The following is a 19,703-nucleotide window of genomic DNA, read 5'->3' on the forward strand; positions in this document are numbered from 1 at the left end:
TTTGCTAATCTTACCTTATCATTCAATAATAATATGATGTCCTGCCGCTTTTGTTAAACGATTCATAATTGCATTTCCTATTCCTTCATTAGGGAATGACTCACTAAAAATAACATCCACTTCACTTGCATCAAATGTTCTAAGTACATCATATAATTTAGTCGCAACACTAGCTAAGTCACTTCTAACACCACAAGATAATATAACATCTGCACTATATACATGCTGATACTCTTCTGTCGTTAATACGCCTACTTTAAATCCTCCTTCCTTTTTCTCATCCACAAGATGCTGAATAAACTCACGTGAGCCCTCAACAATACTAAGTGGTGCTTTCGGGGCATAATGTGTGTATTTCATTCCAGGCGATTTCGGTTTTTCCTTCTCATCCTTTAAAGCTGGATCTAAAGAAACAGTACCTATCACCGCTTCTAATTGTTCTTTCGTAATCCCACCTGGACGTAATATTGTTGGAACCGCGCTTGTACAATCAATTACAGTTGATTCAACGCCTACTCCAGTTGCACCACCATCAACAATACCTGCAATCTTCCCATTCAAATCTTCATATACGTGAGAGGCTAATGTTGGACTTGGACGCCCTGAACGATTCGCACTTGGTGCCGCAACAGGTACATTCGCCTCTTCAATAAGAGCAAGTGCAATTGGATGATCAGGCATTCTTACTCCAACCGTATTAAGTCCTGCTGTCACCTTCTCTGAAATCCCTTCTTTTCTCGGCAAAATAATTGTTAATGGTCCTGGCCAAAAATGCGCCATTAACTTCTCTGCAACTGGTGGAATTTCTTTCACAATCCCATCTAACTGAGATTTTGTACCTATGTGGACAATGAGTGGATTATCACTCGGTCTTCCTTTCGCTTCGAAAATTTTCGCGATTGCTTCATCATCCATCGCATTTGCACCTAACCCATATACTGTTTCCGTAGGGAAAGCCACCGCCTCATTTTCTCTTAATAATTTTGCTGCTTCTTGTAACTGTGGATAATATTTTTTTCTTTCCACAACATTATCCACAACCCACATGTTTGTATGCATTTTTTTCCACGTCCTTTTCTACCCTTAAATACTTGTCTATTTTTAGTTTACTATGAGATTTATCCAAAAGACAAACAAGGTTTATCCACAAAATGTGGATAAACCTAATTAATCCGTGGATAACTTTGTGAATAGCTGACAATTTAGTATTATTGCATTCTGCTCTTTTATATTTTTACAAAAATGTTCTAGCTGTTGAACTCCCTCTGGAACCTCATCCTTTTCTATAGTAAAAAAGTCAAAAAACTGAAAGATCGGTACAGATTGTGGATGATTTGTTAGTAAGTACAATTGTTGAACACTTTTTTCTTTCATATACTGCAAAAACATTTCAAAAAAATATAAGAAAGTCTGTTTATCCACATGAGGTGTGAATAAACAAGAACGAATAAGCACATCTTCCCCACTTTGTTCATAACCAATTACAGCTCGTATTTCTTCCGCTTCTTCCAAAATCATAAATTGTGCGTACAACTCATTTATTTTATCATCTTTTTTATTAGCTTGTCCGAAAAAAGAATGTAATCTTTCCACATCTGCTTTCGTAGCAAAATACACTTTCTTCATAATAAATCCCTCCTCATTTTTATATATGAAGAGGGATTTATTAATAGTACTATTTAGAGAATAAAGATGTAAAAGCCTCTACAATAAACAATTTAACTTCTGGCTTTTCTTCTTCCTCTTCTACTTTTACATACTCATTTTGTTTTTCTTGTTTTTTCTCCACAGGTTTCTCCACTTTTTCCACAGTTTTTATTTCTTCTTTACTTACAGGCTGCTCTTCGACTTTTGTTTCATTTTTTACTACTTTCTTTTCAGAAGCTGTTACTTTTTTTACTACTTCCTGCTTTACAGCTTTCGTTTCTTTTACCTTATCTACTTTCTTCTCTTCTTTATCTATTACTTCCTCATCTAGTTGTTTCACCTGCTCCTCTTCAGGAGATTCCGCCTTCACAACGTGCTCTTCTTTTCTTACAGCTGTCCCGCTCGAAAAATCTAAGAAACACATTGGTGGAAATAATACACACCACCAGTTCGCCCCTTCACCTTCTCCAATTGTGATTAATACTGCTTCATATTCTCCTGCTGGATAAATAAAATTCCCATATACCTTTGTAGGAAACTTTACATTCTTACTAAATTTCACTTGAAATGAATCTTTACTTCCTTCTCTTTTTAACGTATTTTCCACCGTTTTCTCGATTTCTGGAATATGACTTTGAATTACTTTGCGTGCCTCTTCAAATGAAGTTAAATCCGCTACCCATCCATCAATTTGTGCCTTTACTTCATCACGCACTTTACGCTTTAATGCCTGGTCTTTATCTGAATCACTATTTGCTAAAATTCTTAATCGAACGGCCTCTTTCGGAATAACTGAAGGCCCTTTCGCATCAGCTTTCATATATCCAAACTGCACAAGTAACTGTGCACCAATTAATAGTATAAGAAGATAAGCAATAACTTGTTTTTTCATTTCCTCCACCGTCCCTTCTACAAACAGTGTGGACAGACTTTCATCTTTCTAAACTATTAAATTCAAAATCTATATGAATTTTTCCACAAAAAAATAGAGTAAGGTGTGAACCTTACTCCATCTCTGCAAATACCATACGATCTTTTCCGTTAATATCGAAAACAACCTCAACATGAGCATGTGGAAAAGCTTGTTGTAACAATCTTTTTACATCCTCACCTTGTCCTACTCCAATTTCAAACGCCACAATCGCTTTCTTCTGCAACACATTTGGCAATTCTTCCATAAAACGGCGATAGAAATCTAATCCGTCTTCACCACCAACAAGTGCTCTCTTCGGCTCATGCTCTTTTACAACAGGAGAAAGACCACGCCAATCCTCTTCCGGTATATATGGAGGATTTGAAACAACAACATCTAGCTTTTGACCCGTTTTATGAAATGGTGACAATAAATCACCGTGATAGAACGTTACTTCTGCACCTAAAGCTTTTGCATTTTCTTTTGCAACTTCAATCGACTCTTGTGCAATATCTACTGTATAAACATGAAGATTTTCATTTTCTAAAGCAAGCGTAATAGAAATCGCTCCACTACCTGTACCTATATCTGCTACATGTAGTTTCTCATCACCAAAATGGCGCTCGATTCTTTCTAATACTCCCACTATAAGCTCTTCTGTTTCCGGTCTTGGTATTAATACTTCTTCATTCACAAAGAAAGACCGTCCATAAAACATTTCATAACCAATCATATATTGAATAGGAATACCTTCTACATGCTTGTGGATAAACTCCGTAAAGCTTTTCTCTTGATCCTCAGTTATTTCTTCACGCATATTCATAAGTAATCCTGTTCTGTTCACCTTTAATACATGACAAAGGACAATTTCTCCCGCATTTTCATCTCGTCCATTTTCCTGTAAAAAAGAAGAAGCCCATTTCAGGGCTTCATAGACACGCATTACTCAGCTGCCTCCATCTTTTGAGCCTGATCTTCCATCACTAAGGCATTGATGAAATCATCTAACTTACCTTGTAAGATTTGATCTAGCTTTTGAATCGTTAAACCGATTCGATGGTCTGTAACACGGTTTTGCGGGAAGTTATACGTACGAATACGCTCTGAACGATCTCCCGTACCAACAGCTTGTTTACGGTTTTGATCATACTCAGCTTGCGCTTCTTGTCTAAACTTATCATAAACACGTGCGCGTAATACTTTCATCGCTTTTTCTTTATTCTTGATCTGTGATTTCTCATCCTGACAAGATACAACTACACCAGTCGGTAAATGCGTTAAACGCACCGCTGACATCGTCGTATTAACGCTCTGTCCACCAGGTCCACTAGAAGCGAATGTATCAACACGAACATCTTTCTCATGAATATCAATTTCTACTTCTTCTGCCTCTGGTAATACAGCTACAGTTGCTGTAGATGTATGAATACGTCCACCAGATTCCGTTTCAGGAACACGTTGTACACGGTGAGCACCATTCTCGAATTTCAGCTTCGCGAAAGCACCTTTACCATTAATCATAAAGATAATCTCTTTATATCCACCTAACTCTGTATAGCTAGCCTCAATAATCTCCGTTTTCCAGCCCTGTACCTCAGCGTAACGGCTATACATACGGTATAAGTCCCCAGCAAATAAAGCTGCCTCATCTCCACCAGCAGCTCCACGAACCTCAACGATAACGTTCTTATCATCATTAGGGTCTTTTGGAACAAGTAAAATTTTCAGACGCTCTGATAATGTTTTATCTTGTGATTCTAACTCAGAAACTTCTTCTTTTACCATTTCACGCATTTCTGCGTCTAACTTATCTTCTAACATTGCTTTCGCATCTTTTAATTGCTCACGAACATCCTTATACTCACGATACACCTCTACCGTTTCCTGTATATCAGACTGTTCCTTTGAATATTCACGAAGCTTATTTGAATCACTAATAATCGCTGGATCACTTAACAATTCATTTAACTTCTCATAACGATTTTCTACAGCTTGCAAACGATCTAACACATCATTCACCTCTACATCCTAGTATCTAATACAAATAGTATATGGTACTTACTCAAAAAAACGCAAATTATATTTAAAAGTGGCGGTGGCTCTTTCAGCTCTGACCAGCTAAGGTTCTTTCGACCTAAAGGTGCTTTTTACCTTTCGGGCGGAAGGTTCTTAGATGCGAAGAGCTAGCCACCAGAACTAGATATATTTAAAAGCGTAAGCGGCTCACACCGCTCATTCTCTCTATTTTGAAAAAAACCCGCCTTGCGCAGCGAGTTTTACTTATCTTTGTTTGCAGGTACTGCATGACAATGACGACAACGCGGTTCATACGATTCTGAAGCTCCAACTAAAATAATTGGATCATCAAATGCCGCTGGTTCTCCATCAATTAATCGTTGTGTACGACTTGCTGGAGATCCACATACAGAACATACTGCTTGTAGTTTTGTCACATGTTCAGCAATCGCCATCAGCTGAGGAACTTGTCCAAATGGTAGACCACGGAAATCTTGGTCTAAACCAGCTACAATGACACGATAGCCACGATTTGCCAATACTTGCACCACTTCCACAATGTCCCCATCAAAAAATTGCACCTCATCGATTGCAATAACATCCAGCTCTTCTGTAATATGTTCAAATATATCCTTTGAAGCTGAAACAGGAACTGCTTTTACCTTTAATCCGTTATGTGATACTACATCTTCTTCACTATATCGATTATCAATACATGGTTTAAATACAATTGCATGTTGTTTTGCAAATTGCGTACGGCGCACACGGCGGATTAGCTCTTCTGACTTGCCAGAAAACATACTACCGCAAATCACTTCAATCCAGCCATTTTGATTTATTAAGTACATGAAGCTCTCCTTTCATCTACTTTTCAGTTAAAAGTAGGGTAAAGGTATAATATTTTCGCAAAAAAAACAGACAAGCGAATACATACACTTGCCTGTTTTATGTTTTTATTACTTAAGACCGTATTTCTTATTGAAGCGGTCAACGCGTCCGTCTGCAGTAGCAAACTTCTGACGTCCAGTGTAGAATGGGTGAGAATCAGAACTGATCTCAACTTTTAGTAATGGATAAGTGTTACCATCTTCCCACTCAACAGTTTCGTTAGATCCTTTAGTAGATCCGCTTAAGAATTTGAAGCCTGTGTTTGTGTCCATGAATACAACTTTCTTGTAATCTGGGTGAATTCCTGCTTTCATTCTTTTCATCTCCTTCCGCCCTGAATCATTTTCGAAACAGAGTTTTTCATCTTCAGCTGCATACACAACTATATTGATGAAACACATATGATGAAATTATAACAAGGCTAACTTCATTTTGCAACTACCTGTTTTTGTCTTTTTAATTTTAAAAGCGCAAGCGGCTCGTTCAGAATGGGAGGGGGATGGAGCTTCTGACGTAGAGGCGCTTTTTGCCTCGTAGGAAGACGCGAAGCCACCGACCATTCTAGCCGCTGGAGCTGGATATTAAATTTAAAGTGGAGGTGGCTCGCTCAGCTCTGACCAGTTAAGGTTCTTTCGCCCTAAAGGTGCTTTTTACCTTTCGGGCGGAAGGTTCTTAGATGCGAAGAGCTAGCCACCGGAACTGGATATCATTTAAAAGCAGAAGCGGCTCGTTCAAAATCGCAGGGCATTGGAACTCTCGACCTTGAAGCGCTCTTTGCTTCGAGTGAGAGAGTGAAATGACCGGAGATTCTAGCCGCTGGAGCTCGATATTATCTTAAAAGTGGAGGTGGCTCGCTCAGCTCTGACCAGATAAGGTTCTCTCACTTATCTCTCTCTTTAATATCACCTAAACAGCATAAAAAACTCGCTTACTATAAAATAAGCGAGTCCTGATTTTTCCCTTTACTTAGTTGTTACATACCTTTTTGAGTCTGCAACAATGTTTTGTAAAAACTCTTCATTTGTCTTAGTTTGACGAAGCTTACGTAAGAAACTTTCAACGAAGTCTGGTGTATCACGCATTGTTTTACGAATGCCCCATAACTTGTCTAAATGTTCTTTTGGAATTAATAGATCTTCTTTACGTGTACCAGAACGGCGAATATCGATCGCCGGGAAGATACGACGTTCAGCTAATGAACGATCTAAGTGAAGTTCCATATTTCCAGTTCCTTTAAATTCCTCGTAAATAACATCGTCCATACGGGATCCTGTATCAACAAGGGCTGTTGCTAAAATTGTTAAGCTACCGCCTTCTTCAATATTACGCGCAGCTCCAAAGAAACGCTTCGGTCTATGGAAGGCAGCTGGATCGATACCACCTGATAATGTTCTACCACTTGGTGGAATAACGAGGTTGTAAGCTCGGGCTAAACGGGTAATACTATCCATTAAAATGATAACATCTTTCTTGTGCTCTACAAGACGCATCGCACGTTCTAACACAAGCTCAGCTACTTTAATATGATTTTCTGGTACTTCATCAAAAGTAGAACTTACAACATCTCCTTTAACAGAACGTTCAATGTCTGTTACTTCCTCTGGACGCTCATCAATTAAAAGTACAATTAATTCTGCTTCCGGATGATTTGTTGTAACACTATGCGCGATTTCTTTTAATAGACTTGTTTTACCAGCCTTTGGAGGCGCAACAATTAAACCACGTTGTCCAAATCCAACTGGTGCGATTAAATCCATGATGCGTGTCGGTAACTTTTTCGGTTCCGTTTCCAATTTCATTTGGCGATCTGGGTATAATGGTGTTAATGCAGGGAAATGCACACGCTCTTTTGCTGAATCTGGATCATCTCCGTTTACAGCTTCAACTTGTAATAACCCAAAATAGCGTTCATTTTCTTTCGGAGGTCGTACTTTACCAGAAACCTTGTCTCCATTACGTAAATCGAAACGACGAATTTGCGAAGCTGAGATATAAATATCTTCTGAGCTTGGAGAATAGTTGATAGGACGTAGGAATCCAAATCCTTCTGATTGAATAATTTCTAATACGCCTTCCATGAAAAAGAAACCTTCTTTTTCTGCTCGAGCTTTCAAAATGGAAAAAATTAACTCTTTTTTCGTTAACTTGCTATAATACGAAATCTTAAATTCTTTCGCAAGCTCGTATAACTCTTTTAATTTCATGTTTTCTAATGCTGCAATTGACAAATTCATTCAGACACCACACTTTAACGTTATTCTCTTTTTTCATGGGTAAAGGGAAAAAATACGGAAGGCAAATAATTAATAATGAAAGGCAATAAGTTCAAGTAGGGTAATATTCACTATTGTAACCCTTTTATCTAGTTTTAATCAATACGTTGGAACACAAATACAAGAAGCGAAGACAAGAAAATTTGTCTTCGCTTCTTATTTAATTTAGTTCCAGCTCCGATAGTTAGAAAAGTCGACCATCTTAACCTTTCTGAGCGAGCCGCTTGCACTTTTTATTTAATCCAGCTCCGGTGTCTAGAAGGGTCAGTCATTTCACCCCTTCCTGCGAGGCACAAAACGCCTCTTCGTCAGGAGTTCCAATGCCTTCCCCTTCTGAGCAAGCCACCTCCGCTTTTTACTTAATCCAGCTTCAGCAGCTAGAATGGTCGGTGGCTTCACTTCTTCCTGCGAGGCAAAAAGCGCCTCTTCGTCAGAAGCTCCATCCCCCTCCCATTCTGAACAAGCTGCTTACGCTTTTTACTTAATCCAGTTCCAGCGGCTAGAATCTCCGGTCATTTCACTCTCTCACTCGAAGCAAAGAGCGCTTCAAGGTCGAGAGCTCCAATGCCCTGCGATTCTGAACGAGCCGCTTGCACTTTTTATTTAATAACTAAGTTCGGTTTTTTATTTAAGCTATGACGACCATCTACGAAGCGAACTGTGCCTGATTTTGCGCGCATAACAAGGGATTGCGTTGTTCCTACGCTACCTTTAAATTGAACACCGCGTAATAGTTCTCCATCTGTTACGCCTGTTGCTGCAAAGATTGCATCGTCACCTTTTACTAAGTCCTCCATACGAAGGATACGATTAATGTCTTCTATGCCCATTTTTTTACAACGTGCTAATTCAGCTTCGTTTTGCGGCAATAGTTTTCCGTGAATTTCTCCACCTAAACATTTTAAAGCAACTGCTGCTAATACACCTTCAGGTGCTCCACCAGATCCAAATAAAATATCTACACCTGTACGATCAAACGCTGTATTAATCGCTCCAGCTACATCTCCATCATTAATCAATTTAATGCGAGCACCAGCTTTACGAATTTCTTCGATAATTTCTTGATGACGTGGACGATTTAAAACTGTCGCTACAACATCTTCAATATCTTTATTTTTCGCTTTCGCAACTGCACGTAAGTTATCAATAATAGGCGCATCAATATCGACCGCCCCAACTGCTTCCGGGCCAACCGCGATTTTATCCATGTACATGTCAGGGGCATGTAACAAATTACCGTGGTCTGCAATTGCAATAACAACAAGAGCATTCCAGCCACCAGCTGCTACGATGTTTGTCCCTTCTAAAGGATCAACCGCAACGTCTACACGTGGTCCATATCCTGTACCCAATTTCTCTCCGATATATAGCATTGGTGCTTCATCCATCTCACCTTCACCAATTACAACTGTACCTTTCATCGGAATTGTATCAAATACATCACGCATAGCTGATGTTGCTGCACCGTCTGCCTCATCCTTTTTCCCGCGCCCCATCCAACGCGCTGATGATAAAGCTGCAGCCTCTGTTACACGTACTAACTCCATAGATAAACTTCTTTCCACGATAATCCCTCTCCTTTAAGTCTTTATATTTCTGCCGTATTTTGTGAACCGTGTTTTTCTATAAAGTGTACTTCCGCAAGTAGTGATGCTTCGCTTCCCCCTTGCGGAAGTATCACTTATGCGTTCTTCATTTCTTCAATTTCTTGCTTTGTCATTTGTTCTCGCCAAATGTTTGCTCCAAGCCCTTTAAGCTTGTCCACTATATTCTCATAACCTCGATCAATATGCTCAAGTCCTGTTACTTCTGTAATTCCATCTGCCATTAAACCTGCAATAACAAGTGCCGCTCCTGCTCGTAAATCACTCGCCTTCACTTTTGCACCTTGCAGTAACACAGGACCAGTTACAATTGCCGAACGACCCTCTACTTTAATTTGAGCATTCATACGACGTAATTCATCAATGTGTTTGAAACGGGCACCGTAAATTGTATCTGTTACAACTCCCGTCCCGTGCGCCTTTGTTAAAAGCGTCGTAAACGGCTGTTGTAAATCCGTTGGAAAACCTGGATATACAAGCGTTTTGATATCAACTACTTTTAACTTTCTATTACCGTTCACCGTAATTTGATCATCGTTCGTTTCAACTTGAACACCAGCTTCTCTTAGCTTTGCAGTAACTGATTCTAAATGCTGAGGAATAACATTATCAACCGTTACTTCTCCTCCTGATGCAGCTCCTAGAATCATATACGTACCAGCTTCAATACGATCTGGGATGATAGTATGGTGACAACCATGTAAAGAGTCCACACCATCTATTCGGATTACATCTGTACCAGCACCTTTAATACGTGCCCCCATGCTTGTTAACAATGTAGCTACATCAATAATCTCGGGCTCTTTCGCTGCATTTTCAATAACAGTTCTACCTTTTGCTCGTACAGCTGCTAGCATAATATTAATCGTAGCTCCTACACTAACAACATCTAAATAAATACGTGCCCCGCGTAGCTCATCTGCTCTTAAATAGATGGCACCTTGTTCATTCGTAACATGTGCACCTAGCGCTTCAAACCCTTTAATATGCTGATCAATCGGCCTTGGTCCTAAATGACATCCACCCGGAAGCCCAATAACAGCTTTTTTAAAACGGCCAAGCATTGCACCCATTAAATAATAAGAAGCGCGCAATTTTTTCACTTTTCCATTTGGCAAAGGCATTGCAACCATGTTAGAAGGATCGACTACCATCTCCTCCTCCTGTCCATAAGTTACTTTCCCTCCAATTTCCTCTAGTAAGTCTCCTAACATTTTCACGTCCGAAATATTAGGGACACCACCAATAGTTACTGGAGTATCTGCTAAAATTGTCGCTGGAATTAATGCAACGGCACTGTTCTTTGCACCACTTACTCGAATTGTTCCATTTAAAGCTCTTCCGCCTTCAATTAGCAATTTTTCCATATTGAGCTCCCTTCTTGTGAATGTATTTACTTTCTATCTTTTTATAGAAAGCTCCCCTTAAGAATCTCAATTACTCTTTCCATCCCAAAACTCAATAAATAGGAAACCATTATCTTCATTTCTCCTGTAGCACGAATAGATAAAGATCAACTATTCATCGAATTCACTTTATCAATTTAGATACGTTATCACATTTATTAATAGGACTATGCACATTATTTTCTATTTAAAAACAAAAATGATAAAATCTTTAGACTTGTTCACGCTTTCATTATACAACGAAAGGAAACCGTCTAAAAGACTAGACGGTTTCCAAAACGGAATTTTATTCTTACGCTTTACCGTTAGAACCGAATTCGCGAATTTTACCAATAACAGTTGCTTTGATAGCGTCGCGGCCAGGTCCGATAAATTTACGAGGATCGTAAACTTCTTGGTCTTTGTTTAATACTTCACGAACAGCTTTTGTAAACTCGATTTGGTTCTCAGTGTTTACGTTGATTTTTGAAGTACCTAAAGAGATAGCTTTTTCGATATCAGCAGTTGGGATACCAGTACCACCATGTAATACTAAAGGTACGCCAGTGAAGTCACGAACTTGTTCCATTTCAGCGAATCCTAAGTTAGGCTCACCTTTGTAAGGACCGTGTACAGAACCTAAAGCTGGAGCTAGGCAATCGATACCTGTTGCTTCAACAAGGTGCTTACACTCTGCTGGGTCAGCGTAAATTACGCCTTCAGCGATTACGTCGTCTTCTTGTCCGCCAACTGTTCCAAGCTCAGCTTCAACAGATACGTTACGAGCGTGTGCGTATTCTACTACTTGTTTAGTAGTTTCAACGTTTTCTTCGAATGGGTGGTGAGAAGCGTCGATCATTACAGATGTGAAACCTGCATCGATTGCTTCTTTACATTTTTCGAAGCTTGAACCATGATCAAGGTGAATCGCTACAGGAACAGTGATGTTCATTTCTTCGATTAAAGCTTTAACCATAGCTACAACTGTTTTGAAACCAGTCATATGACGAGCTGCACCCTCAGATACACCTAGGATTACAGGAGATTTTTCTTCTTCCGCAGCAGCTAAGATAGCTTGAGTCCACTCTAAGTTGTTCATGTTGAATTGACCAACTGCGTATTTTCCTTCTAGTGCTTTGTTTAGCATTTCTTTCATAGAAACTAAAGGCATGGTGAATCCTCCTAAAAAACGTTTTTTGTATCCGATAAGTTCTTATCGCTGGTAGTATGACCAGAATAAGGTAAAATATGTATATATACATACCGGACTTTTTTCTACACTCAATAGGATAACAACTTGTACTCAAAAACTCAACCGTATTCACCTGCACAATAGTCCATGTAAACGCTTTTTTCCATATTTTTTATAAAAAATTCATTTTTACGCCTCTACAGCGAGCTCATTTCTCACAGCTTGACGAATTTCATCAATATCAAATGGTTTAGCAAAATGCATTAAAGCACCTAAATCTTTTGCTTCTTGGATCATATCAAGCTCTCCATAAGCAGTCATTAAAATTACTTTAATACTCTCATCAATTTCTTTTACATGCTTTAAAATCTCTATACCATCCATGCCTGGAATTTTCATATCTAACACTACTAAATCTGGATTATCTTTTTTCACGATATCTAAAGCTTGAAATCCATTTGCTGCTTGGAATGTCTGATAACCTTCTTTTTGGAACACTTCATGTAATAACACACGAATCCCATATTGATCATCAACGATTAAAATTTTACCTTCCATAATTCCCAACCTTTCTGTGTAAGTACAAGATTTAAAGCTTCTTATATCTTAACGATTTATTTTCGCTATTCTTTGGCAAATTCCTTCCTATTCTTTCTTATTTTACCGTTTCCTATTTTGTTATGCTACCCTACGATTTCACCTTTCTAAAAAAATAAACTATAATGAAAGCCGGCAAACACGTACGAAGGGAGTAACATTATGTTAAAAATTTTTTCAACTCAATTAAGTGGTTATTTCTCCAGAGTTTCTCAAAAAGAAGAAATGAATATAGAAGATAGCGCTCGTTTACTTGCTCAAGCACTAGTTGGCGATGGTTTCATTTATTTACATGGTACAAATGAAATGGAGGGCGTTGTTGCCGAGGCACTATTCGGTGCTGAACCAATGAAGCAAGCAAAACGCTTATTTGAAAATGGTAAAGAAGCAGAAGTAACCTCTGCGGATCGTGTACTTCTTATTAGCCGTTTTTCAACAGATGAAGCGGTTGTAGAAATTGCAAAAAAACTACAAGAAGAGGGACACTCTATTGTCGGCATTTCTGCTCTTCAAGAAGGTACGGAATCACTCGAACGATATACAGACGTACATATTGATACAAAACTGTTAAAAGGTCTTATTCCAGATGATGAAGGTAATCGCTACGGATTCCCAAGTTTAATAGTAGCTTTATTTGCTTATCACGGAATCAAATTCACAATCGATGAAATGTTAAATGAATATTAAAAAAAGCGCCTTATTTCAGGCGCTTTTTTTATTACTTGCTCTCTTTATTCGTAATAGAAGCTCTTACGAAGTCATGGAACAATGGTTGTGGACGGTTTGGACGAGAAACAAGTTCTGGGTGGAACTGTGCTGCCACGAACCAAGGATGGTCTTTTAATTCAATGATTTCAACTAGACGGCCGTCTGGGCTTGTACCAGAGAATACAAATCCTTCTTTTTCCATATCCAGACGGAACTGGTTGTTGAACTCATAACGATGACGATGACGCTCATATACAACCGGCTCATTATAAGCATTGTAAGCATTGGTTTCTTCAGCAAGCTTACATGGGTATAGACCAAGACGAAGTGTACCACCTAGGTCCTCTACATCTTTTTGTTCTGGTAATAAGTCGATGATTGCATATGGTGTGTCAGGGTTGATTTCAGAAGAGTTAGCACCTTCTAAACCTAATACATTACGTGCGAATTCGATTGATGCAAGTTGCATACCTAAGCAAATTCCTAAGAATGGAACTTTGTTTTCACGAGCATATTGAATCGCAACGATTTTACCTTCTACACCACGATCGCCGAAGCCACCTGGTACAAGGATACCATCTGTATCGCCAACTAATTCTTTTACGTTTTCTGCTGTTACGTGCTCAGCATTTACCCATTTTACTTCTACATCTGTGTCGAATGAGTAACCAGCATGACGAAGTGCTTCTACAACAGAAATATAAGCATCTTGAAGTTCTACATATTTACCAACAAGAGCGATTTTTGTTTTCTTAGAAAGATTACGCACTTTGTTAACTAGCGCAGTCCACTCTGTCATATCTGCAGCTGGATTGTCTAATTTTAAGTGGTCACAAACGATTTGGTCCATGTTTTGTTCTTGAAGAGATAATGGAACCGCATATAAAGTATCTGCATCGCGAGCTTCGATAACTGCTTTTGTATCAATGTCACAGAATAATGCAAGCTTGTCTTTCATATCTTGAGAAACAGGCATTTCTGTACGAACAACGATAATGTTTGGCTGAATACCTAAGCTACGAAGTTCTTTAACACTATGTTGTGTTGGTTTTGTCTTCATTTCACCCGCTGCTTTTAAGTACGGGATTAACGTACAGTGAATGTACATTACATTGTCACGACCGATGTCGCTCTTAATTTGACGGATTGCTTCTAAGAATGGTAGAGACTCGATATCACCAACTGTTCCACCGATTTCTGTAATAACAACATCCGCATTTGTTTCACGGCCAGAACGATATACGCGCTCTTTAATTTCGTTAGTAATGTGAGGAATAACTTGAACTGTTCCTCCTAAATATTCACCGCGACGCTCTTTTTGAAGAACTGAAGAGTAAATTTTACCTGTTGTTACGTTGCTGTATTTGTTTAAGTTAATGTCGATGAAACGCTCATAGTGACCAAGGTCTAAGTCAGTTTCTGCGCCATCATCTGTTACGAATACCTCACCGTGTTGATATGGGCTCATAGTCCCTGGGTCTACGTTAATGTATGGATCAAACTTTTGAATCGTTACGTTTAAACCACGATTTTTTAAAAGTCTTCCAAGAGATGCTGCTGTAATACCTTTTCCTAAAGACGATACTACACCGCCTGTTACAAAAATATACTTAGTCATGAAAAAGCTCCCTTCTATTTTGCTGTTATATAATCACCGTTGCAAAGCGCAACGTATGTAGATAACACTGTATCCATCTTATTGTTAGACTCTTTTTATTTTCTAAACAAAAAACAAAAAAGAAAATTGCTCCCCTCATCACAAAGAGTAATAAGTAGGGAGCAATTTTCTTTTATATTTACACTTTAAAAGTATTATCGTCCTTTTTTAAAGAGCCCAAAAATGATTCTACATGGACGATAATGAAAAGTCAAGAACTACAGTTCTTCCTCTTCTTCTTCAGCGAAGTCGTCGTCATCTTCGTCTAAATCATCAAGATCGTCGTCATCTCCGTCTTCTTCTTCAAGAACTTTGTCCAAATCTTCTACATCGTCTTCTTCAATTACGTCTGCATCGTCGAAGTCATCTTCGTCTTCTTCAATGTAGTCGTCAAAACCGTCTTCTTCAACTTTACGTTTCTTCTTCGGTTTTGGTTGAGGCAAGATTTCTTCATCAATTTGCTCATATGGGTACCAGCTGCGTAGTCCCCAACGATTTTCTCCTAAATTAATGAAACGTCCATCGATGTTTAAGTCTGTATAAAATTGTGCGATTTTCGCATTAACTTGCTCTTGAGATAGTCCCAGCACTTGAGCGATTTCTTGAACCAACTCGTTGTATGTCGTTGCTTGTTTTTTATCCCCTAAAACGCTATGTACAACTTCAATCATTGAACATTCTTTTAGCTCTTCTGGTGAATATTGCTTAAAATCCACTTATGCGGCACTTCCTTTCATCAAATATAACCTTATATATAACGGCCTGCTTAAAAAAATCCATACTATTCATTATAAACAAAAGTCGCACAAATATGCTACAAAAAAAACGGGAAACTTTTATAGGGTAGTAAAATTATAATTTGTCTGTTCCTTATTTCGGAAGCATATGGGCCCCTTGCAATACATACCTAATTTGCATTTCTGTATATTCTTCGAGCGTATACAGTTTTTGCAGCGCCCAGCGTCTAAATCCCCACATCTGTCCTTGTATAAAAATATTATGCGCAAGAAGCTGTATTTCTTTTTTATTTAATGTAAATGTTCCATTTTCCGTACACTGTTCTAAAATATTCTCGAACATTCCTACCATTTGAAACTCCTTTTCTAATACATACGGAAGTGATTCTTTCGGTAAAAAGCGTACCTCTTGATACATTATCAATACTTCTTCCTGTAATTCGTCCATCACTTTAAAGTAATTCGTTATTGCTATCTTTAAACTTTCTATACTCCCTTTTTCTGTACACACTACTTCCTCTAATCTTTCTTTTACATGTTCATATATACTATCACAAACTAAATATAAAACATCATCTTTGGTACGAATGTACTCATAAAGTGTCCCTATACTAAACCCAGCCGCTTTTGCAATCTCTCTCGTTGTTGTACGCGGAAATCCTTTTTGTTTAAACAGTTGCACCGCACCTTTAATCATTTGTTCACGTCTTAACGCAACTAATTTTTCATCTTTCACCGATGCATGCACATTATGTTTAACCATTCCCTTCACCTCTCTATTATTTTTTGGAAGGAAAAAGCGTAGGAAAATACCTACGCTTTCGTTCCTACTTCGTTAACATACGAGAAATTACAAGCCTCTGAATCTCTTGTGTTCCTTCATATATTTGTGTAATCTTTGCATCTCGCATATAACGCTCTACTGGATAATCTTTCGTATAACCGTAACCACCAAATACTTGCACCGCTTCAGTCGTCACCTTCATCGCTGTATCTCCTGCAAATACTTTTGACATCGCTGATTCTTTTCCATACGGAAGCCCTTCTGATTCAAGCCAAGCCGCTTGATATGTTAAGAGGCGTGCCGCTTCTACATCTGTTGCCATATCCGCAAGTTTAAAGCCAATCCCTTGCTGCGCCGCAATTGGTTTTCCAAATTGATGGCGCTCCCTTGCATATTCTACAGAAGCATCTAAAGCCCCTTGTGCAATACCAACAGCTTGCGCCGCAATACCGTTACGACCTCCATCTAATGTTTGCATCGCAACTTTAAACCCTTGCCCCTCTTCTCCAAGTAGATTCTCTACAGGAATACGGCAATCTTCAAACATAATTTCAGTCGTTGGTGAAGAGCGAATCCCTAGCTTGCTCTCCTTCTTCCCAACTGAAAATCCCGGTGTATCACTTTCTACAATAAATGCACTCGTACCGCGCTGCTTCGATTCAGGATCAGTTAGCGCAAAAACAACATAAATATCAGCAATACCGCCATTTGTAATGAAAATTTTTGATCCATTTAAAATATAATGATCGCCATCTCTCTTTGCGATTGTCTTCATTCCACCAGCATCCGATCCAGATCCTGGCTCCGTTAAGCCATATGCACCAATTTTCTTCCCTTCAGCCATCGGTCGTAAAAACTTTTGCTTTTGCTCTTCCGTCCCAAATTTAAAAATTGGCCATCCCGCAAGTGAAGTATGCGCGGACAGTGTTACACCTGTTGAAGCACAAACGCGAGATAATTCTTCAATAGCGATTACGTACGCTAAGTAATCGCTTCCAATTCCGCCGTACTCTTCAGGCCATGGAATACCAGTTAAACCAAGCTCTGCCATTTGATCAAATAACTCTCGATCAAATCTCTCTTCTTCATCACGCTCAGCTGCTGTTGGTGCCACTTCATTTTTAGCAAAATCTCGAACCATTTTTCTTATCATTTCATGTTCTTCTGATAATTTAAAATGCATCTCCGTCTCCCCCTCGCCCTTTTATAAAGCACGGCTAATAACAAGTTTCTGTATTTCACTTGTTCCTTCATATATTTGCGTGATTTTCGCATCACGGAAAAATCGTTCTACTGGATAGTCTTTCGTATAACCGTAACCACCAAATACTTGCACCGCCTCAATCGCGACTTCAACCGCTGTCTTAGAAGCAAATAATTTCGCAATAGATGCTTCTTTACCGCATGGTAATCCTTGTGCCCTAAGAGATGCCGCTCTATATACGAGTAACCTTGCTGCCTCGACACTTGTTGCCATATCTGCAAGCTTGAAGCCAATTCCTTGCTGCGCCGCAATGGGCTTCCCGAATTGCTCCCTTTCTTTTGCATAATCAATTGCACAGCCAAGCGCCGCTTCAGCAATTCCTAACGCCTGCGCACCGATTCCAATTCGCCCAACATCTAAATTCGCCATCGCCACCTTGAATCCTTGTCCTTCTTCCCCAAGTAAATTCTCAGCTGGCACTTTCATATCTTCAAAAGTAAGTTGTACTGTACGAGAACCGAGAAGTCCCATCTTATGTTCATCTTTTCCAATGATTAAACCAGATGTATCTTTCTCTACTATAAATGCAGAAATACCACTTTTTCCTGCCTCTGGATTTGTAGAAGCGAATACAATGTATGTACTTGCTTCACCACCATTTGTAATAAACACTTTCGATCCATTAATAATATAATGATCACCTTTTTTCACAGCTCTTGATTTCAAACTCCCTGCATCTGATCCTGCATTTGGCTCTGTTAAAGCAAATGCACCTAAATATTCCCCTGTTGCAAGTTTAGAAACATATTTTTTCTTCTGTTCTTCTGTTCCGAAATATAAAATCGGATTCATTCCAACTGACGTATGTACAGCTAAAATTACACCAACTGTTGCACTTACCTTTGAGATTTCCTCAATTGCTAGAATGTAAGAAATAAAGTCCATTTCTGCCCCGCCGTATTTTGCAGGCGCTGGAATACCCATTAATCCAAGCTCACCCATCTTTTGCAAAATCTCTTTCGGGAACACCCCTTGTTCCATACTAGGAACAAAGGGGGCTATTTCCTTCTGTGCAAAATCCCGAACCATTTTCCTCATCATTTGCTGCTCTTCATTAAAACGAAAGTTCATATATTCCGCCTCCATTTGCTATATATCCTTTAAATAATTTGGTAAGACCACTATGTTGTAACAAAGGGGGCATTTATTCGTAAACGTAGAATCCACGACCTGTTTTACGCCCTAACCATCCTGCATTCACATACTTACGTAATAATGGACATGGGCGATATTTACTATCTCCTAATCCTTCATGCAACACTTCCATAATGTATAAACACGTATCTAAACCGATAAAATCAGAGAGTGTCAAAGGCCCCATCGGATGGTTCATACCAAGCTTCATGACTTCATCAATTGCTTCTTTCGTCGCTACACCTTCATATAACGTATAAATTGCTTCGTTAATCATCGGTAGTAAAATGCGGTTTGATACAAAACCTGGGAAATCATTCACTTCAACTGGTACTTTCCCAATTTTTTTCGTAATATCTTCAATTGCTTCATATACCGCATCATCGGTAGCCAAACCACGAATAATCTCAACAAGCTTCATAACTGGAACTGGATTCATAAAGTGCATACCGATTACTTTTTCCGGACGCTTCGTTACCGCTGCAATTTCTGTAATTGGCAGAGATGACGTATTCGTCGCTAAAATTGCGTGTTCTGGAGCAATTTCATCTAGATTCGCAAAGATTTTCTTTTTAATATCCATTTTCTCAACAGCTGCTTCAATAATAAGATCCGCTTCTTTCACACAATCTAAATCAAGCGTTACTGTAAGACGATTTAATGTCGCTTCCTTCTCTTCTTCCTTCATGCGTCCTTTTTCTACTTGGCGGGCTAAGTTTTTCGTAATGATAGCCAATCCTCTATCTAATTGCTCTTGCTTTAAATCTTGTACCTTCACGTCATATCCTGCCATTGCACATACTTGTGCAATTCCTGACCCCATTTGCCCTGCACCAATTACAACAATGTTTTGTACACCCATTTTTTCTTCCCCCTTAATTGTTAATAAATTTTATACCCTCGA

Annotated in this window: 19 protein-coding genes; 1 reads left to right on the plus strand and 18 read right to left on the minus strand. The window is 38.9% G+C overall.

Features of this window, described 5'->3' with window-relative positions; translation table 11 throughout:
- Nucleotides 1-18 precede the first annotated feature (18 nt).
- The 12 genes from MR169_RS00635 to spo0F all read right to left on the minus strand — a co-directional run bounded on the left by MR169_RS00635 (nt 19) and on the right by spo0F (nt 12,476).
- Nucleotides 19-1,059, minus strand: a complete 1,041-nt coding sequence (locus MR169_RS00635) for an L-threonylcarbamoyladenylate synthase (protein WP_242318738.1) — start codon at nt 1,057-1,059, stop codon at nt 19-21.
- Between the two features lie 108 nt (nt 1,060-1,167).
- Nucleotides 1,168-1,626: a GNAT family N-acetyltransferase gene (locus MR169_RS00640; RefSeq protein WP_242318739.1), complete on the minus strand. Its 459-nt coding sequence runs from the start codon at nt 1,624-1,626 to the stop codon at nt 1,168-1,170.
- A 49-nt stretch (nt 1,627-1,675) separates the two neighbouring features.
- Nucleotides 1,676-2,539, minus strand: a complete 864-nt coding sequence (gene spoIIR, locus MR169_RS00645; protein ID WP_000745063.1) for a stage II sporulation protein R — start codon at nt 2,537-2,539, stop codon at nt 1,676-1,678.
- 112 nt (nt 2,540-2,651) lie between these two features.
- Nucleotides 2,652-3,503 carry a peptide chain release factor N(5)-glutamine methyltransferase gene (gene prmC, locus MR169_RS00650; protein ID WP_001267055.1) on the minus strand — a complete coding sequence of 284 codons (852 nt, stop codon included), beginning with the start codon at nt 3,501-3,503 and terminating at the stop codon, nt 2,652-2,654.
- Nucleotides 3,503-4,570: a peptide chain release factor 1 gene (gene prfA / locus MR169_RS00655; RefSeq protein ID WP_000887064.1), complete on the minus strand. Its 1,068-nt coding sequence runs from the start codon at nt 4,568-4,570 to the stop codon at nt 3,503-3,505. Before prfA ends, prmC begins: the two co-directional genes overlap by 1 nt.
- A gap of 266 nt (nt 4,571-4,836) precedes the next feature.
- Nucleotides 4,837-5,424 (minus strand): thymidine kinase, encoded by a 588-nt coding sequence (locus MR169_RS00660; RefSeq protein ID WP_000280859.1) that lies wholly within the window; start codon nt 5,422-5,424, stop codon nt 4,837-4,839.
- A gap of 108 nt (nt 5,425-5,532) precedes the next feature.
- Entirely contained in the window at nt 5,533-5,778 is a 246-nt protein-coding gene (locus MR169_RS00665; protein ID WP_000643433.1) for a type B 50S ribosomal protein L31, read from the minus strand.
- 648 nt (nt 5,779-6,426) lie between these two features.
- Complete coding sequence (rho, locus tag MR169_RS00670) at nt 6,427-7,698, minus strand: transcription termination factor Rho (protein WP_001053903.1); 1,272 nt, start codon at nt 7,696-7,698, stop codon at nt 6,427-6,429.
- A gap of 638 nt (nt 7,699-8,336) precedes the next feature.
- Nucleotides 8,337-9,302 (minus strand): class II fructose-bisphosphatase, encoded by a 966-nt coding sequence (gene glpX / locus MR169_RS00675; protein WP_242318740.1) that lies wholly within the window; start codon nt 9,300-9,302, stop codon nt 8,337-8,339.
- A 116-nt stretch (nt 9,303-9,418) separates the two neighbouring features.
- Entirely contained in the window at nt 9,419-10,708 is a 1,290-nt protein-coding gene (gene murA / locus MR169_RS00680; RefSeq protein WP_000413254.1) for a UDP-N-acetylglucosamine 1-carboxyvinyltransferase, read from the minus strand.
- Nucleotides 10,709-11,039: 331 nt separating this feature from the next.
- Nucleotides 11,040-11,897, minus strand: coding sequence for a class II fructose-bisphosphate aldolase (locus MR169_RS00685; RefSeq protein WP_001131855.1), 858 nt, complete (start codon nt 11,895-11,897; stop codon nt 11,040-11,042).
- Between the two features lie 210 nt (nt 11,898-12,107).
- Nucleotides 12,108-12,476 (minus strand): sporulation initiation phosphotransferase Spo0F, encoded by a 369-nt coding sequence (spo0F, locus tag MR169_RS00690; RefSeq protein WP_000398594.1) that lies wholly within the window; start codon nt 12,474-12,476, stop codon nt 12,108-12,110.
- 201 nt (nt 12,477-12,677) lie between these two features.
- Between spo0F and MR169_RS00695 the strand changes: the two genes are divergently transcribed.
- Nucleotides 12,678-13,202: a DUF2529 domain-containing protein gene (locus MR169_RS00695; protein ID WP_000912402.1), complete on the plus strand. Its 525-nt coding sequence runs from the start codon at nt 12,678-12,680 to the stop codon at nt 13,200-13,202.
- Nucleotides 13,203-13,233: 31 nt separating this feature from the next.
- On the opposite strand, the gene pyrG is transcribed toward MR169_RS00695, so the two are convergent.
- The 6 genes from pyrG to MR169_RS00725 all read right to left on the minus strand — a co-directional run bounded on the left by pyrG (nt 13,234) and on the right by MR169_RS00725 (nt 19,661).
- A complete protein-coding gene (gene pyrG / locus MR169_RS00700; protein ID WP_242318741.1) occupies nt 13,234-14,841 on the minus strand; it encodes a CTP synthase in 1,608 nt (535 codons plus the stop codon).
- Nucleotides 14,842-15,098: 257 nt separating this feature from the next.
- On the minus strand, nt 15,099-15,596 hold the full coding sequence (gene rpoE, locus MR169_RS00705) for a DNA-directed RNA polymerase subunit delta (RefSeq protein ID WP_242318742.1): 498 nt from the start codon (nt 15,594-15,596) through the stop codon (nt 15,099-15,101).
- A 154-nt stretch (nt 15,597-15,750) separates the two neighbouring features.
- Nucleotides 15,751-16,380: a TetR/AcrR family transcriptional regulator gene (locus MR169_RS00710; protein WP_000238599.1), complete on the minus strand. Its 630-nt coding sequence runs from the start codon at nt 16,378-16,380 to the stop codon at nt 15,751-15,753.
- 64 nt (nt 16,381-16,444) lie between these two features.
- Entirely contained in the window at nt 16,445-17,584 is a 1,140-nt protein-coding gene (gene acdA / locus MR169_RS00715) for an acyl-CoA dehydrogenase AcdA (RefSeq protein WP_000545543.1), read from the minus strand.
- 21 nt (nt 17,585-17,605) lie between these two features.
- The gene (locus MR169_RS00720) at nt 17,606-18,736 is read right to left on the minus strand and encodes an acyl-CoA dehydrogenase (RefSeq protein ID WP_001011181.1); all 1,131 of its coding nucleotides are present in this window, start codon (nt 18,734-18,736) and stop codon (nt 17,606-17,608) included.
- Between the two features lie 73 nt (nt 18,737-18,809).
- The gene (locus tag MR169_RS00725; protein ID WP_242318743.1) at nt 18,810-19,661 is read right to left on the minus strand and encodes a 3-hydroxybutyryl-CoA dehydrogenase; all 852 of its coding nucleotides are present in this window, start codon (nt 19,659-19,661) and stop codon (nt 18,810-18,812) included.
- Nucleotides 19,662-19,703: the final 42 nt, after the last annotated feature.

The organism is Bacillus cereus group sp. BfR-BA-01349, assembly GCF_022663795.1.
Taxonomy (GTDB): domain Bacteria; phylum Bacillota; class Bacilli; order Bacillales; family Bacillaceae_G; genus Bacillus_A; species Bacillus_A cereus.

Bases quoted from the DNA above. Each gene is read 5' to 3' on its own strand.
- MR169_RS00725 (WP_242318743.1), bottom strand. From the start codon at position 19,661: ATGGGTGTACAAAACATTGTTGTAATTGGTGCAGGGCAAATGGGGTCA.
- MR169_RS00635 (WP_242318738.1), bottom strand. From the start codon at position 1,059: ATGCATACAAACATGTGGGTTGTGGATAATGTTGTGGAAAGAAAAAAA.
- spoIIR (WP_000745063.1), bottom strand. From the start codon at position 2,539: ATGAAAAAACAAGTTATTGCTTATCTTCTTATACTATTAATTGGTGCA.
- MR169_RS00665 (WP_000643433.1), bottom strand. From the start codon at position 5,778: ATGAAAGCAGGAATTCACCCAGATTACAAGAAAGTTGTATTCATGGAC.
- pyrG (WP_242318741.1), bottom strand. From the start codon at position 14,841: ATGACTAAGTATATTTTTGTAACAGGCGGTGTAGTATCGTCTTTAGGA.
- murA (WP_000413254.1), bottom strand. From the start codon at position 10,708: ATGGAAAAATTGCTAATTGAAGGCGGAAGAGCTTTAAATGGAACAATT.
- acdA (WP_000545543.1), bottom strand. From the start codon at position 17,584: ATGCATTTTAAATTATCAGAAGAACATGAAATGATAAGAAAAATGGTT.
- MR169_RS00720 (WP_001011181.1), bottom strand. From the start codon at position 18,736: ATGAACTTTCGTTTTAATGAAGAGCAGCAAATGATGAGGAAAATGGTT.
- rho (WP_001053903.1), bottom strand. From the start codon at position 7,698: ATGAATTTGTCAATTGCAGCATTAGAAAACATGAAATTAAAAGAGTTA.
- MR169_RS00640 (WP_242318739.1), bottom strand. From the start codon at position 1,626: ATGAAGAAAGTGTATTTTGCTACGAAAGCAGATGTGGAAAGATTACAT.
- spo0F (WP_000398594.1), bottom strand. From the start codon at position 12,476: ATGGAAGGTAAAATTTTAATCGTTGATGATCAATATGGGATTCGTGTG.
- MR169_RS00660 (WP_000280859.1), bottom strand. From the start codon at position 5,424: ATGTACTTAATAAATCAAAATGGCTGGATTGAAGTGATTTGCGGTAGT.
- MR169_RS00685 (WP_001131855.1), bottom strand. From the start codon at position 11,897: ATGCCTTTAGTTTCTATGAAAGAAATGCTAAACAAAGCACTAGAAGGA.
- MR169_RS00710 (WP_000238599.1), bottom strand. From the start codon at position 16,380: ATGGTTAAACATAATGTGCATGCATCGGTGAAAGATGAAAAATTAGTT.
- prmC (WP_001267055.1), bottom strand. From the start codon at position 3,503: ATGCGTGTCTATGAAGCCCTGAAATGGGCTTCTTCTTTTTTACAGGAA.
- MR169_RS00695 (WP_000912402.1), top strand. From the start codon at position 12,678: ATGTTAAAAATTTTTTCAACTCAATTAAGTGGTTATTTCTCCAGAGTT.